Origin of the sequence: Dendronalium phyllosphericum CENA369 (genome assembly GCF_016056275.1) — a bacterium.
GTDB lineage: Bacteria > Cyanobacteriota > Cyanobacteriia > Cyanobacteriales > Nostocaceae > Dendronalium > Dendronalium phyllosphericum.
The window spans coordinates 1-15,023 of record NZ_JAECZA010000003.1 but is presented as its reverse complement, the minus strand read 5'-3'; the positions used below and the strand labels follow the sequence as shown (position 1 = coordinate 15,023).

11 protein-coding genes are annotated in these 15,023 nt (G+C 40.9%); 6 read left to right on the top strand and 5 right to left on the bottom strand.

All coding sequences use genetic code 11. The annotated features are described in order from the left end of the window. Window positions 1-668 precede the first annotated feature (668 nt). Both I8752_RS01575 and I8752_RS01570 read left to right on the top strand, forming a co-directional pair. Window positions 669-3,473, top strand: coding sequence for a TonB-dependent siderophore receptor (locus tag I8752_RS01575; RefSeq protein WP_214430574.1), 2,805 nt, complete (start codon window positions 669-671; stop codon window positions 3,471-3,473). 75 nt (window positions 3,474-3,548) lie between these two features. Beyond that, window positions 3,549-4,676 carry an iron-siderophore ABC transporter substrate-binding protein gene (locus tag I8752_RS01570; RefSeq protein ID WP_214430573.1) on the top strand — a complete coding sequence of 376 codons (1,128 nt, stop codon included), beginning with the start codon at window positions 3,549-3,551 and terminating at the stop codon, window positions 4,674-4,676. 214 nt (window positions 4,677-4,890) lie between these two features. Here I8752_RS01570 and I8752_RS01565 read toward each other — a convergent pair whose 3' ends face one another. Both I8752_RS01565 and I8752_RS01560 read right to left on the bottom strand, forming a co-directional pair. After that, window positions 4,891-6,702, bottom strand: a complete 1,812-nt coding sequence (locus tag I8752_RS01565) for an ABC transporter ATP-binding protein (protein ID WP_214430572.1) — start codon at window positions 6,700-6,702, stop codon at window positions 4,891-4,893. A gap of 313 nt (window positions 6,703-7,015) precedes the next feature. Then, window positions 7,016-9,121: an acylase gene (locus I8752_RS01560; RefSeq protein ID WP_214430571.1), complete on the bottom strand. Its 2,106-nt coding sequence runs from the start codon at window positions 9,119-9,121 to the stop codon at window positions 7,016-7,018. A gap of 333 nt (window positions 9,122-9,454) precedes the next feature. On the opposite strand from I8752_RS01560, the gene I8752_RS01555 reads away from it, so the two are divergent. The 4 genes from I8752_RS01555 to I8752_RS01540 all read left to right on the top strand — a co-directional run bounded on the left by I8752_RS01555 (window position 9,455) and on the right by I8752_RS01540 (window position 13,122). Then, the gene (locus I8752_RS01555; protein ID WP_214430570.1) at window positions 9,455-10,468 is read left to right on the top strand and encodes a FecCD family ABC transporter permease; all 1,014 of its coding nucleotides are present in this window, start codon (window positions 9,455-9,457) and stop codon (window positions 10,466-10,468) included. Next, the gene (locus I8752_RS01550; protein WP_214430569.1) at window positions 10,465-11,505 is read left to right on the top strand and encodes a FecCD family ABC transporter permease; all 1,041 of its coding nucleotides are present in this window, start codon (window positions 10,465-10,467) and stop codon (window positions 11,503-11,505) included. Before I8752_RS01555 ends, I8752_RS01550 begins: the two co-directional genes overlap by 4 nt. A gap of 5 nt (window positions 11,506-11,510) precedes the next feature. Beyond that, a complete protein-coding gene (locus I8752_RS01545; RefSeq protein ID WP_214430568.1) occupies window positions 11,511-12,299 on the top strand; it encodes an ABC transporter ATP-binding protein in 789 nt (262 codons plus the stop codon). Between the two features lie 70 nt (window positions 12,300-12,369). Continuing rightward, on the top strand, window positions 12,370-13,122 hold the full coding sequence (locus I8752_RS01540; RefSeq protein ID WP_214430567.1) for a COG4280 domain-containing protein: 753 nt from the start codon (window positions 12,370-12,372) through the stop codon (window positions 13,120-13,122). A 574-nt stretch (window positions 13,123-13,696) separates the two neighbouring features. Here the strand turns inward: I8752_RS01540 and I8752_RS01535 are convergent. The 3 genes from I8752_RS01535 to I8752_RS38545 are packed head-to-tail and all read right to left on the bottom strand — an operon-like array spanning window position 13,697 to window position 14,960. Continuing rightward, window positions 13,697-14,005, bottom strand: a complete 309-nt coding sequence (locus I8752_RS01535) for a hypothetical protein (protein ID WP_225895389.1) — start codon at window positions 14,003-14,005, stop codon at window positions 13,697-13,699. A gap of 9 nt (window positions 14,006-14,014) precedes the next feature. Further along, complete coding sequence (locus I8752_RS01530) at window positions 14,015-14,515, bottom strand: transposase (RefSeq protein ID WP_214430566.1); 501 nt, start codon at window positions 14,513-14,515, stop codon at window positions 14,015-14,017. After that, window positions 14,424-14,960: a helix-turn-helix domain-containing protein gene (locus I8752_RS38545; protein ID WP_214430565.1), complete on the bottom strand. Its 537-nt coding sequence runs from the start codon at window positions 14,958-14,960 to the stop codon at window positions 14,424-14,426. The genes I8752_RS01530 and I8752_RS38545 overlap by 92 nt, the downstream gene beginning before the upstream one ends. Window positions 14,961-15,023 lie beyond the last annotated feature (63 nt).

The window sequence follows — 15,023 nt, the reverse complement described above, 5'->3', positions numbered from 1 at the left end:
CCTTACAGTCAGCCAAACCTAGCTTGACGAGTCGAGTCAGAAAAGTATATTTAATTTCTAGACTTAGGCCTCGACTTGGATTATGAGTTTAGCCAACCACTGCATAACTGATAAACGCTAATACTAGCGATTTATTTAGCTAAACTTTAATAGCTTATTGCAAGTAATTTTTACTTAACACGGATTACTATAACGAAAATCAGTTGCATTAGCAACAACCCAATCTCTCAATAATTATTATCAATACTGAACAGACTATTAGTTTTGCTGATACTAGATGACTTTTCTCTTTCAGAAGACGACGGAGTACTTTACTTTTAAAGTTTTGCCTCTACAAGAAGCATTAATACATTTTTAATTGCGTATAAATTGATTAAATCAATAGTTTGCCAGGCTATTTTAACTTTTGCGAACTATTTATAGGCAATTTTTTAGTTTTTACCACAATAATGATTTTATGTCAATAAAATATTTAACTGTAATAATACTAGCTGCTTAGTATCTATTTAGTGTCGTTGTTTATTAAAAAAGATTATTAACTATCTTGTGTCCGGCGTTACTTCATAATACTATTCAAATAACCTGGAGTTAAATGAGAATTCTTTTCAGAAATCTTCATCGTAATCTTTGGATACGACCAAGTAGCGTGATTGAGTATAACCAGATAAATGAAGTTAGATAAATGTTTTCAAAGCTTGCTGTTAACAAGTGCAGTTATTGTCTTTATAACTGTTCCTGCTAGAAGTGAGGAAGTACAAACAGGTGGTCAAGACGAATCTTCCAGCCAGGCAGTAAGGAAATCTACATTAGATAAGAAGCTTGCAGTTACAGATCGGGAAATTGCAACTAATAAAACTCCAATATTGGCTTCCAAGGTTAAAAAGCCTCGAATTATACAGCCTCAAGTTCCAACTTTTGGAATTTTGGCAAAGTCAGATCGAGCGATCGAAAAAATTCCTCAACTCAGCGAGATTGAGCGTGTTTCTCAAAGTGCAGAAGTGCTCGTACAGTCGCCACCAACAGCACCGTCCTCTGCGGTTGTGCGAGTTACAGGAGTGAAAGCTAATCCCACAGACAAAGGTGTGGAGGTGATTTTAGAAACTCCTCAAGGAGAACAACTGCAAATCACAAATCGCAGTGCTGGTAATAACTTTATTGCAGATATACCTAACGCACAACTGCAATTGGCTAGTGGTGATGCTTTCACGTTCCGTTCTGAAAAACCAATTCAGGGAATTAGCGAGATAACGGTTACTAACTTTGACGCAAACACTATCCGAGTGACAGTCATAGGTGAAGCAGGGTTGCCAACAGTTGAGTTATTTGATAGTGACGAAGGTTTAATTTTAGGGTTAGCACCGACTGTAACAACGACGCAACAACCAGCGACGCAACCACAGCCACAACAACCGACTAATCAAACGCCACAACCAGCGACGCAACCACAGCAGCCTGCTACGCCACAACAGCAACCAACAACACAGCAAGACGAACCGATTGAGCTTCTTGTGACAGGCGAACAAGATAGTTACCGCGTGGAAGATGCTACAACTGCAACAAGGACAGATACACCTTTGCGCGATATTCCTCAATCGATTCAGGTCGTGCCGCGACAAGAGTTAGAAGACCGCAAGGTGAGAACTGTGACCGAGGCAGTGGAAACAGTTAGTGGCGTTTCTAGTGCAGGTACACAATTTAATGCACCCGCAGGAAGCTATGTTATTAGAGGATTTGAACAGCAAGGAAATTTCCGAAATGGCTATCGAGATGTTGGTCGCTTTGCTCTAACAGGAGTTGAGACTATCGAGCGAGTGGAAGTTCTTAAAGGGCCTGCCTCAGTTTTGTTTGGAGCAGTAGAACCTGGTGGAATTATCAACGTTATCACCAAACAACCCCTCAGCGAACCCTACTACAATCTCGAATTTCAGGCAGGAAACCGTAACTTTTATCAGCCCAGTGTTGACTTTTCCGGGCCATTGAATGATGATAAAACTCTCCTCTATCGCTTCAATGCCAGCTATCAAAGTTCAGATAGTTTTCAAGAATTTGCCAACTCAAATGTAACTACGATCGCACCTTCAATAACCTGGAAATTGGGGGATAGGACTGATTTAAATCTATATTACGAGTATACTAATTTCGATGGTATTCCTGAGAGTTTCGCCACTGTTTTCAGCGATAACACGTTCAAGCTGCCTAGAGATCGCTACTTGGGTTATCCCCTTGGTGGCAATTATTATAGTACTCAAAAATATGGCTACACGTTGAGCCACAAGTTTAGCGATAACTGGCAGGTTCGTAATAATTTCTCCATAACTGCTAATAATGCGATCGAAGAGTACACTTCAGGAATCAATTTAGAAGATGACCGTTTATTAGATTTCTATGCTGCAAGGCGTAACTACTTGCAAGACAACTATTTTGGACAGATCGATTTGGTTGGTAAGTTTAATACCGGCTCGATTCCACATCAACTTTTGTTAGGCTTTGATGTTAACCGCTTTGTGCAACTTTTCAATGCTGTTCGCCTCGCTGTACCCCCTCTAGATGTCTTCAACCCAAACTACAATATTCCAGAGCCAGAAATTACTGCTGGGGGTTTTAGTTCTGAGCAAACTATTCAATCGTATGGATTTTACCTTCAAGATCAGATTAGCTTTCAAGATAATCTGAAGTTACTGATTGGCGGGCGCTTTGATTGGATTTCACAAAATAGTGGCACAGAGGAATCAGAACAGAACGATAGTGCGTTTAGCCCCCGAATCGGACTAGTCTATCAGCCTAGTAAATCTGTTTCTCTTTACACCAGTTACAGTCAATCTTTTAACCCTAATGAGGGATTTAACCCTGATGGTAGAGCATTCGAGCCAACTAAGGGAACTCAATATGAAGTGGGTGTTAAAGCTGACTTTTTAGAAGGCAGACTTTCGACAACGTTAGCAGCTTATCAAGTCACTAAGACGAATGTTACAACACTCGATCCCGATCCCGAACGAGCCGCGCTTGGTTATTCCACTCAAACAGGGGAACAAAGGAGTCGAGGTGTTGAGTTAGATGTTATAGGCGAGATTTTGCCAGGGTGGAAGGTGAGCGCTTCTTATGCTTATACCAATGCAGAAGTCACCGATGATAACTCCATTCCTGTAGGCAATAGATTGACAAATGTGCCAGAGAATCAAGCTAGCCTCTGGACAACCTATGAAATTCAAAATGGCGATTTGAAGGGTTTGGGATTTGGTTTGGGGTTATTTTATGTAGGTGCGCGGGCGGGAGATTTAGATAACTCGTTTGAACTACCCGATTACTTCCGTACCGATGCGGCAATTTTCTACCGTAGAGATGGTTTGAAGGCTGCTATCAATATCCGCAACTTATTTGATACGGAATATTACAGTTCTAGCGATGGATTAAGAACATTTGTGAGAACAGGTGCGCCCTTTACAATCATTGGTTCCATAGGTTGGGAATTTTAACTCACTCTTGTGCAGGCAATTGGCTAAAGTCTTCTGGACAACCTCCCAAATGTTAGTTAAAAAACGTTCTCCGCAATGACAAAGAAAGCTATTAATACAATTACAGCATTGTTAATTCTTGTTAAAGCTGTTTGCCTTTTGACTTTTGCTAAGTTTGTTCGGGTTGTCCGCTCTATTTTTTCCAGCTTGCCTGTCTTATGGAAACCTCGACGAATTTCTCACAAATACAAATTGTTACCATTCGTGCTGACAATAGTTGTTATTTTAGCGATCGCAGCTTGCCAAAACGATAAATTGCAGCTAGAGAAAAAGCAAACAAGTTCAACTGCCGGGCGATCGCCAATCGCCACAAAAGTTATTAATCATGCTTTAGGTCAAGTTGAAATTCCACTTAAACCGCAGCGAGTTATTGTATTAGAAGAAAATCTGATTCTCGATTCTGTAGTGGCGCTGGGTGTAAAACCAGTTGGTGTTGTGTTTTGTCGAGACTGTGAAGAAAATTTTCGAGGTATACCCAATCAGTTACTTACTAATGTTCCAGTTGTAGGCAGTATTGGCAGTCAACCTTCACTAGAAAAAATTCTGAGTTTAAAACCAGATTTAATTTTGGGGTTAACATCGCTCAAAAATTCTTATGGACTTCTTTCTCAAATTGCGCCTACAGTACTGATCGATTTTCCCAGTATGTACGACTTTAAAGAAAGACTACGATATGTAGCCCAGGTTTTGGGAAAAAGCGATCGCGCAGAGGAACTTCTGACTCAATACCAAAATCGCATCCAAAAATTGCGGCAGCAATTAGGACAACAACTAAAAACAAGAACAATATCTGTGATTTATCTTGCAGGTGCAGCAGATATTTTCTATACATACAGACCAGACTTTCTCGCTTTTGGTCAAATTATCAGTGATGTAGGTTTACAATTAATTCAACAAAATCAAAAACAACCGCAATTAACATTAAGCATTGAAGTTTTACCTCAGTCCGATGCTGATACTTTATTTATCATGACAGAATTACTGGCGAGAGATTTCAAACAAGCAAATTCTCAACCTTTATCTTTTTTGCAAAAGCCTATTTGGTCAATACTTAAAGCTGTTCGCAACAAAGAAGTTTATAGGGTAAATTGGACTGTTGGGGGGCCTATTGGAGCTAATAGAATAATTGACGACCTCTTCAAATATTTAGTCAACGCAGCCTAAGAAAGACGTAGGGATGTGGAGAAGGGGAGACGCGGTGAGGAAGAATTTCACAATCGTCTTCGCTCTCCAAATTGAATAATTTCATTTCTAAGTAGGTGGACATAATTAAATGTAAAATGCCAATCGGTGAAACGCTTTCATAAGCTGGCATTTACCTCCTGCCCTCTGCCTTCTACTTAGAAGTCCCTAAACTCATATTCAAACTCCTTAAGGATTATAAATTTTGGCTTCTCGATCTCACCCCTGACTGGACTCGCCACAAATTAGCATAAATCCCATTTCGCTCTAACAATTCCTCGTGGGTTCCTGACTCAACTAACTCTCCATATTCCATCACATAAATGCGATCGGCATTACGAATTGTAGAAAGACGGTGAGCTATAGCTATCGTCGTCCTGTTGGCGGTAATTTTTTCTAAGGAACGCTGAATTGCCGCTTCGGTTTCATTGTCCACCGCCGATGTAGCTTCATCTAAAACTAATATCGGCGGATTTTTTAAAACAGCCCTAGCGATCGCAATTCTTTGCCGTTGTCCCCCCGATAATTTTTGACCTCGTTCTCCGACTATCGTTTCATAACTTTCAGGGAGTCGCATAATAAAATCATGGGCTTCGGCAATTTTGGCAGCTTTAATTATTTGTTCGTCATTAGCATCAAAAGTTCCGTAGGCAATATTTTCAGCAACAGTACCATGAAATAAAAATACATCTTGACTGACTAAGCCGATACTACGACGCAAATCATGTAAATTTAATTTTTGAATATCAATCCCATCAACAGTAATCGTTCCCGAAGAAATATCGTAAAACCGCAATAATAGTTTCACTAAAGTGCTTTTACCGGAACCTGTAGAACCAACGATCGCAATAGTTTTACCTGAAGGAATATGTAAGGATAGTTTTTTAATTACTGGTTCTCGATTGTAATAAGCGAAGGTAACTTGCTTGAAGTCAATTTCACCGCGTACTTCAGTAATATGTAAAGGTATATCTCCCCTAATAATGTTAATTGGAGCATCTAATAAATTCATGACGCGATTGGCAGAAGCCATTGACCTTTGATATTTATCAAATATTTCTCCTAAATTTACTAATGGCCACAATAACCTTTGGACTAAAACGAGTAAAACACTATAACTCCCAATAGATATCGTCCCAGCATATGTTGCCATACCTCCCCAAAACAATAAGGCTGTGAACCCTACTAAAATTAGCATTCTGATTAAGGGGATGAAAGCAGCCGACAATTTAATTGCTTTAGAGTTACTTTTTCTATATGCCTCGCTTTCATCTGCCAATCTCGCATTTTCATATTCTTCAGCAGTGAAACTCTTAATTGTATTAATTCCACTGAGATTATTTGCTAATCGTGCGTTCAGAAATCCTGCTTTTTCGCGCACATCGGCATAACGAGTTTCTAGACGTTTTTGATAAGCAAAAGACCCCCAAACAATAAATGGCATTGGCAACAATACAGCTACGGTAATAAAGGGAGGTAAAATCCAGAAAGCACCAATTGTTAAAATGATGATTGAGGTGCTAATCTGGATGATATCATTGGCTCCAAAATTCAAAAAATCTTCTAACTGGTTGATATCATCATTGAGAATTGACATCAAGTTACCAGTGCTGCTTTCTTCAAAGTAAGCTGAATCTAATTCTTGGACGTGATTGTAAGTATCCAAACGAAGAGCGTGTTGAATATTCTGGGCTAAATTACGCCAGATGCGATCGTAGACATACTGAGAAAGCGATTCAAATATCCAAATAATTACTGTTATAAATGAGAGCAGTAAAAATTGCGAAACTATATTTTTAATTCCCAACTTGCCAATTATGGAATCTTGCTGCTTGACGAGAATATCTACCGCAGTACCAATCAACCACGGTGGTGCTATGTCTAAAATTGTATTAATGATTGAAAAGGATGTTGCTTGCCAAATTTGTTGGCGATAGCGTCTTGCATAATTGAGCAAACGTTGTAAAGGATGAGTTGAATTCTTACGAAATTTTGATGTTATTGCCATGATTGTTTGGTGTGAAGTGATTGATGCAATACTAAGAACTAACAATTTTGAGCAAGAAGCCCGCAACGAGAGCGGGTATAATATCATGTTCGGATGAATGCTTATAATTAGGGTTGACGCGAGGACACGGGGACGCGGAGAATTTTTAATTATAAGTAATTAAGCGAACTTGATGTAAGTAAAGAATCCAGCCCTAATTGTTCAACCCAAGTCTTGTACGCAGAGAATAGAGTTATTGAGAGACAGTTCTAGCTCGGTAGTCTGGCTTTTGGTAAGTCGATCTTTGATTGCTGTCTCCTCATTCTCATTATCTTTAGAATACTTTGCGTTCTTCTAAATGGGCAAGAATATCTGAGCGCGATCGCCAACAAGGACGCAACTTTTTGTTGGCAAACATCTGTAACTGATCGCCAATGTGGCGCGAGCCGGGTTGAGTTGCATTACCGTAGCTAGTTAGTACTTGCGCTCGTACTGGGTGAGAAAATTCAACCGCAGCAACATAAGAATCGCCTGCAACCGCTTGAAACTGACCGTTTGCTTCGGGAGCAAAATCAAGTGCGCGAAAAATTCCTAGGTTGCCGTCTCCACCATTGGCAGGCAAATCCACATTACCCAACTTTAAGCGAAAAACTTTTCCCCACGGGACATCAAGTGCCCCATAAGTCTTTTGTACCTGTGCTGCTACCGCTTCGAGTGTTGTCACTGCAACTTTGGGATTAGCCAAGCCATCGGGTGTAGTGCGTGGAGATTTTTCACTCCAAGGTTTGCTGAACATGCGATCCCAGTCCATCTGTTTTACCCAAGAAGCAAATAGTACCGCCCCTCGACTATCTGCATTGGCTTGGCGATCCCAGGCTTCTAGAACGTCGGCTGCTTTTTGCCCTAATTCCTGGCCATATTTGCGTGCAGCGGGGATTAAATCATCCAAAATTCGATCCGCTAGTTCCATACGAGTAGAGTGCTTATCTGCAATCATTTCATCAAAAGAGATTTTGTCATCCTCAGCCAACATCCTCACAGAGCGTTGCGATCGGAAATCCATGAAGCGAGGAGCTATGTAAGGCGGGTAATTATCTGGATTGATGGCGGTTGGAAATGTAGTTGTCCAAGGCGGGTCATTTGTATTTTGCAACCAGCCACTCTTGGGGTCAACTACGCGCGGTAAATCTTGGTAAGGATGAATTTTTGTCCACAAAGTCTTGGATGTATTGCCTGGGATTATGCCTTGCCAATATTTAAAATCGCCAAAAGAGCGCACCGGTACTTGACCGTTGAATAGGTGCATAATATGCCCTTCTTTATCTGCATACATTACCGTAAACATCGATAGTTGTAAGCGCTTGAGTGCGGTTTCAAACTGATTGAGGTTTTGAGAACGTGCCATATCCCACCACTGCTGAAGTACACCTGGTCGGTCAAGACCTGCAACTCTCAGTGCCAAGGCTTTACCATTTTTCTCAACTACCACAGGCCCGTGGATAGAATTTTTCACTACTAACGGTTGTTCTTGCAACGACCCATCTTTGCGCTTCACTTTCAAAGACAAAGTTTTTGTCTCGAAGTTACGAACTTTGTCATCAAAGCGATAACCTTCATCTGCTAGTGTGAGTTCGTACAAGTCCCAACCATCATAGGTGTCAACGGTGTGAGTCCAGCCTAAGTTGTTGTTAAAGGCGATCGCCAATACAGGAATACCTACAAGTGTGGCTCCGTAAGCGTCGATTCCCGGTGCAGTAATTTGAGCTTCGTACCACAAAAATAAATCTGACCAGGGTAAGTGTGGGTTTGCTAACAACATTGCCTTCCCACTAGCAGAATGACTTGGTGCGATCGCCCAACCATTAGATCCTGCTTGCAATTTTTGTTTGCTCAACTCCAATACTTCCTCTGGATTGACCACAAAGGTGAAATTGAGTACCCGATGTAGGTGAGCCATGATATCTTCTGGCTTGATTGGTAACACCACCTCCACTTCATCGTTTATCAACTTCGGATTTTGAGAAGCATAAGCATTAATCCCAGCCGCAAAAGCATCAATATAATTGCGAAAACTAGGATTTTGGGCGTTGTACCAGGAGTTAGCGCGTTCTGGGATTCCTGTCGTCAGTACCCATCTATCTGACTCTGTGTACTCTTCTCCCCAGTACTCTGCGGCGCGTCCTCGTGCTTGACCATAAAGCCGCAAAAGCAAATCTCCGTGACTTTGCATTTGCGACCAACCGAAGGCATAAAATGCACTTTGGTTATCTTTACCGTAGATATGGGGTACGCCATAGGTATCCCATAATATCTCTGTGGATTTTGTTGGTACGGCTATAGTGTGACTTCCTACAACCAAAACCAGTATCAAACTGAGTATTAAGGGTAAAACCTGTATTAATTTTCTTTTGTAAACCCTGAGTAAAATATTAATCCTCATTCACACCACCACGTGCAGATGTAACGCCTGGTGACTGAAACTGCTATTGATGACAACGCCGATCGCAAGTGATTCTGATAAAGCAGATTCCGGTCGATCTAACGATACCACTTTATTGAGAAATAATATCAAAGCTCGAATTTGAACTCTGATTAAAAATCTGGTAATCGCTATACAATCTGCATAATAATGTAATGTATATATAAATTTATCAAGAAAGATTATCAACTTAATGATGATAAAGCTGTTAAATATTGAGAGTGCCAATTAAAAATAACTAACCAGTATGTAAAATTTTCAAGTGACAGCAAGATAACGATCGAAGCAACCACGATGTTACCTCAAGGATTCAAAAAGCCACAAGCATCAACATTATTTGGTCTCGTTCTCGGACTGTGTATCTTGCTAATCTGCTTGGTGTACAGTGTCACATTGGGTGCAGCAGACATTCCTCTAGATCAGATTTTGACCTCTTTTATCGCCTTTGATGGTTCCTACGAACACTTAGTAATTCAAACAATAAGATTACCGCGATCGCTGATTGCGATTGTTGTCGGAGCAGCCTTAGCAGTATCTGGAGCCTTAATGCAAGGATTGACACGCAACCCCTTAGCAGATCCAGGAATTTTGGGTATTGAGTCAGGAGCGGCACTGGCTGTAGTTGCCACAATTTTTGTTTTTGGCACTTCTGACTTGAGTGTTTTAACGATTGCGGCCTTTTTGGGTGCAGGAGCCACGGCAATACTAGTTTACTTCCTGAGTTCTCTCGGACGAGGAGGCACTACCCCACTGAATTTAACAATAGCAGGGGCGGCGATCGCGGCTCTGATTTCTTCCCTCACCACTGCTACCCTCATCGTCAGTCAACGAACGTTAGAAGAAATTAGATTTTGGTTAGCTGGTTCCTTGGCTGGGCGCGATTTCAATATGTTCTTGCAAGCATTGCCTTTTATCGTTACTGGCTTAGTCGTTGCCTTTGCTCTGGGCAGACAAATTACTACCATGAGTCTTGGTGAAGATGTAGCTAAAGGCTTGGGTCAACAGACAGCTTGGGTAAAAATCATCACAGCCATCAGCATTGTTTTACTCGCAGGAAGTTCGGTATCGCTTGCAGGGCCAATCGGCTTTATTGGCTTAGTCGTTCCGCACATAGTGAGGTTTTTCATCAAAGCTGATTATCGTTGGATTCTACCTTATTCCGCAGTTGTGGGCGCAACTTTACTCCTCGTTGCAGATATTGCCGCCCGTGTATTACTCAAACCGCAAGAATTACCTGTAGGTGTGATGACAGCATTGGTAGGCGCTCCTTTTTTTGTGTATCTGGCTAAAAAAAAGGTGAAAAAATGAAGTTAGATTGGCTAGTCATTCGTTCTGAGGCGATATCTTTCCGGCTTGACCGACGCTTACCACTGATGCTGTTATCTTTGGCAGTGGTAATTGTGGTGGCGATGGTGATGAATCTGGGTAGAGGTGAATATCCGATCTCGCCCTCTGATATTGTCAAAACTGTATTGAGTATAGATACAGGCAACCCAGATTATGCCTTTGTGATTTATAATTTGCGCCTGCCCCGCACCCTTGTGGCTTTTATGGTAGGAGTGGCACTGGCAATTTCTGGTACTATCTTTCAAGGTCTCACGCGTAACCCATTAGCTGACCCTGCTTTTATTGGCATTAATTCCGGGGCGAGTCTGGCAGCTGTCGCAATTATCGTTTTATTTCCGTCAGCGCCAATTTCTGCTCTACCTTTATCAGCCTTTGCTGGTGCTTTATTTATGGCTGCTTTAATTTACTCGCTAGCTTGGAACAAAGGTAGTTCTCCGCTTCTATTTATTTTGCTGGGCGTTGGTTTGTCTGCGATCGCTGATGCTTTCACTACTTTATTGATTACCTTTGGCGAAATCTCTAATGTCAGTGATGCTTTGGTGTGGTTGGCTGGTAGCGTCTACGGACGTACTTGGGAGCAAGTATTTTCCTTATTGCCTTGGTTAATTATTGTCGTACCAATGACGTTGATACTAGCAAGACATTTGAACGCTTTAAATTTGGGAGATGATGTTGCTAGAGGTTTAGGTAGTAGGGTGGAATGGCAACGTGGTTTATTCGTGCTAATAGGTGTAGCTTTGGTAGGTGCATCAGTCAGCACCGCCGGCAATATTAAATTCGTTGGTTTAATTGCACCCCATTTAGGAAGACAGTTAGTCGGCCCTAACCATGAAGGATTGATTCCTATCTCAGCACTGTTGGGCGGAATGTTGGTTGTAGCCGCAGACTTGCTAGGAAGAACTTTGTTTGCACCTATAGAAATTCCCTGTGGAGTGGTAACTGCTGCTATCGGCGCTCCTTATTTTCTTTTTTTACTAATTAGTAATCGTAAAAAATAAAGCTTATGAATGGATTATTAACTAAAGATTTATCTATAGCTTACGATGGCAAGCTGATTATTCGTGACTTGAATTTGGCGATCCCCACGGGACAAATTAGCGCTTTGGTTGGGGCCAATGGTTGTGGTAAGTCAACTTTGTTACGAGGTATGGCAAGACTGTTGAAACCACGTAGCGGTAAGGTTTATCTTGATGGGGAGTCTATTTTAAAGCTTTCTACTAAGGAAGTAGCACAGCAATTGGGCATTTTGCCCCAAGGCCCGGTTGCACCAGAAGGATTAACAGTCAGAGATTTGGTAGCACAAGGGCGTTATCCTTATCAAACTTGGTTGCAGCAGTGGTCGGCCAAAGATGAAACAATCGTACAACAAGCGCTCTTAATTACAAATTTGTTGGAGTTTGCAGAAAGAGAACTAGATACTTTGTCTGGCGGACAACGACAAAGAGCTTGGATTGCGATGGCACTAGCACAGGATACAGATATTTTACTTTTAGATGAGCCGACTACTTTTTTGGATTTGGCACACCAAATAGAGATTTTGGATTTGTTGTATGAGTTGAATCAAAGTCAGGGAAGGACAATTGTCATGGTATTGCATGACTTGAATCAAGCGTGTCGTTATGCCGATTATCTAATTGCTATCAAAGATGGTCGAATTTTTGCTGCTGGGGAACCAAAGCAGGTAATGAGTGAAAAGACGATTGATGAGGTTTTTGGGTTAGAGTGCCGTATTTTTTCTGACCCAATTTTAGGAACGCCAATGTGCGTACCGATAGGACGTAAGGGAAAATAGAAAATTACATTTTGCTCGGCTTACAGGCTGTTTGATTTTGAATTATGTAACTCAAAATTCCAGGAGCAGTATGAATATTGGTGTATTTGTTAGTGCTTTAAGCAGTGCCAGTGTAGAATTTATTGAAACAGCAGCAATTGCTTATGCGATCGCTAGTTCTGGGTATCCACGAGAAGCGAGTTTCGGAGTAATCGCGGGTTTGTCTGTTGTTAGTGTAGCTGCGATCGTATTGGGAACTCAATTACAAGCTATTCCCTTAGAATTACTGCAAATTGTCATTGGCTTGTTGTTACTATGGTTCGGTTTCGGGTGGGTAAGAAAGTCTGTTTGGCGACAAGTTGAAGGTAAACGCGCTGGATGGATTAGCGATCCCCTTACCTCTGAAGGGATTGTTTTAGAAACAGAAAATCCTGGTTTCAACTTCTTGAACTTTATTTTAATGACTAAAAGTGCTGCTATTGAAGCATTAGAAGTTGCCATTGTCATCATCACTCTTGGTTTAGCATCAGGTGCTTGGAATGAATCTTTATCAGGAGCCTTTTTCGCATTTTTATTAACAACTGCTGTAGTAACTTTGCTACACGGACAATTAATTCAAATTCCAGAAATTTTAATTAAGTTAAGTGCAGGTATCATACTCATGGCATTTGGTACTTTTTGGATAGGTGAGGGATTAGATTTCAAATGGTTCTTGGGAGAATTAACGCTTTTGATATTTATAATTTTTTATGGAACCCTCAGTTTTATAGTGATTCGTTGGTTGCAAAGCAAGCAACATACATACAGCAAGGAACAGGAAATAGGGAACGAGGAACAGGCTTGAAAGTCTCTTTTTATAACGCTTCGTTGTCAAATTGACTAAGTGTTTAATCAGGGTAATACCAATTCTATATGAGGCTGCATAGAAATATCGATAAAACTGATACCCGTACCAGTTCCAAAACAATGCTTCAGATAGACAAGCCACTGCGTTGGGCGGCTTTGCCGACTTGTAGCAAGTGGCGCGCACAAAGGTATTAAGGTGGATGGACAATAGTGATTTTTGGCTTGAGCTTCATGAATACGTGAGTGATTTTTCTTTATTTGTTTACCGCACTCTTGAATTTACTACAAAAACTAACCCGCCCCCTTCGGGGCGGGGTTTCAACCTATCTTGTGCAATACAAGGATTTTTCGCGCCACTTGCGGGCGAGGCTTTAACCTTTTTCGGGGCTAATTTCTTCCCCTACTCCCTACTCCCTACTCCCGCCCCGAAGGGGAGGTAAATCTCTACAGCCTAATCAGTCAACTAGTACTGTTGGTGAATTAACACCTTTTGTTTAAAGGGACTTGGCATAAAGTGATAACTTCTCTAGCTTTAGTCTGGATTGGAAAACTTTTGCCTCATCCCCAGTCGTTCACTTTCGCTGCCAATCTTTAATATTCCAGGTGCGATCGTCCCAAGGAGTTGAATCTATACCAGCGAGTCTGTTACTAACTCCATTAACATTAGCGCGAGAAATTAGCGGAATTACAGCTTGCTCTTTAATTAACAAGTCGTTCATCTGAATAAATAATTGTCGGCGTTTTTGTGGATCTAATTCTGTATTGGACTGTTGCCAAAGCTTGTCATATTCAGGGTTACAGTAACGAGAAGTATTCGGTTTTGACCAATTATTTTTCTTCTGGGAAATCTCATTACAAGTCCACGCCTTCAGATACAGCATTTACGGCTGTTATGAGGTACAGTAGCAGCAACTAGCAAACCAGTTTCTTAAATGTTTAGGATTTATTAAGTCAAGTGCAACTGAAATTAGTTTATCAACCATTTCTGTTGTAGTTGGAGCAAAACGGCGTAAAAAAGATTTAAGTTGTGACCACCATAATTCAATTGGATTAAAATCGGGAGAGTATGAGGATAAACAAATAACTTTCGCATCTACAGCTTCAATCATTGGCACAATTGAATCTAGTTTATGTGCGGATAAATTATCCATTACTACCACTGCTCCTGACCAGAAATTTGGCACTAAAAACTTTTCAATAAATAATTCAAATGCGATGCCATCCATTGAACCATTCATTGTCATTAGTGCAACCACTTTGTTAATGCTAATTGCTCCAATTACTGTAACTTTTGAGCCTCTATAGAAGCGGGTAAGAGAGTAAGCTCTTGTTCCCATTTGTGAACGGGCATGAGTCCTCATTAACCCAAGTAGAATACCAGTTTCGTCCAAAAATACTAAATTTTCTGGCTCTATATGTTTGACCTTTTCCCAATAATCTAATCTTAAATTTAGGACTCAATAGTTCCAGCTTGGGTACTCCGCTTTGTTTTTTTTTACGATTTAATCCTAATTTCTGTAACGCCCGACACATTGCACTTCGACCCACCCAATTGCCAGTCTTGTCTGCAAAGAATTCACATAACTCTATCAATGTTGCATCTGGATGTGCTTCAACTAATTCCCTTAACTCTACTTCAGCATTTGTTAAATGACTAAATTGTGGTTTCCCTCGCGGCTTGGGTTGTAAATTTCCTTCAAGTTTTTGTTGCTTTACAAGCTTTTGCAATAAACTTTTTGAGACGGAAAATATGTTAGCTACTTTCCTGATTGAGATGTTTTTTTGAAGATGTGCTGCAACTATTTTTTCTCGAAGCTCGACAGAGTATGACTTCATTTAAAGGGATTTATACTTTAATTTAGTGTACCTCATAACAGACGCAAGTGCTGTAACGAGCAT

What these genes read in the sequence shown, in the direction of transcription:
- I8752_RS01575 (WP_214430574.1), top strand. Translation starts at nt 669, where the DNA reads ATGAAGTTAGATAAATGTTTTCAAAGCTTGCTGTTAACAAGTGCAGTT.
- I8752_RS01570 (WP_214430573.1), top strand. Translation starts at nt 3,549, where the DNA reads ATGACAAAGAAAGCTATTAATACAATTACAGCATTGTTAATTCTTGTT.
- I8752_RS01565 (WP_214430572.1), bottom strand. Translation starts at nt 6,702, where the DNA reads ATGGCAATAACATCAAAATTTCGTAAGAATTCAACTCATCCTTTACAA.
- I8752_RS01560 (WP_214430571.1), bottom strand. Translation starts at nt 9,121, where the DNA reads ATGAGGATTAATATTTTACTCAGGGTTTACAAAAGAAAATTAATACAG.
- I8752_RS01555 (WP_214430570.1), top strand. Translation starts at nt 9,455, where the DNA reads ATGTTACCTCAAGGATTCAAAAAGCCACAAGCATCAACATTATTTGGT.
- I8752_RS01550 (WP_214430569.1), top strand. Translation starts at nt 10,465, where the DNA reads ATGAAGTTAGATTGGCTAGTCATTCGTTCTGAGGCGATATCTTTCCGG.
- I8752_RS01545 (WP_214430568.1), top strand. Translation starts at nt 11,511, where the DNA reads ATGAATGGATTATTAACTAAAGATTTATCTATAGCTTACGATGGCAAG.
- I8752_RS01540 (WP_214430567.1), top strand. Translation starts at nt 12,370, where the DNA reads ATGAATATTGGTGTATTTGTTAGTGCTTTAAGCAGTGCCAGTGTAGAA.
- I8752_RS01535 (WP_225895389.1), bottom strand. Translation starts at nt 14,005, where the DNA reads ATGCTGTATCTGAAGGCGTGGACTTGTAATGAGATTTCCCAGAAGAAA.
- I8752_RS38545 (WP_214430565.1), bottom strand. Translation starts at nt 14,960, where the DNA reads ATGAAGTCATACTCTGTCGAGCTTCGAGAAAAAATAGTTGCAGCACAT.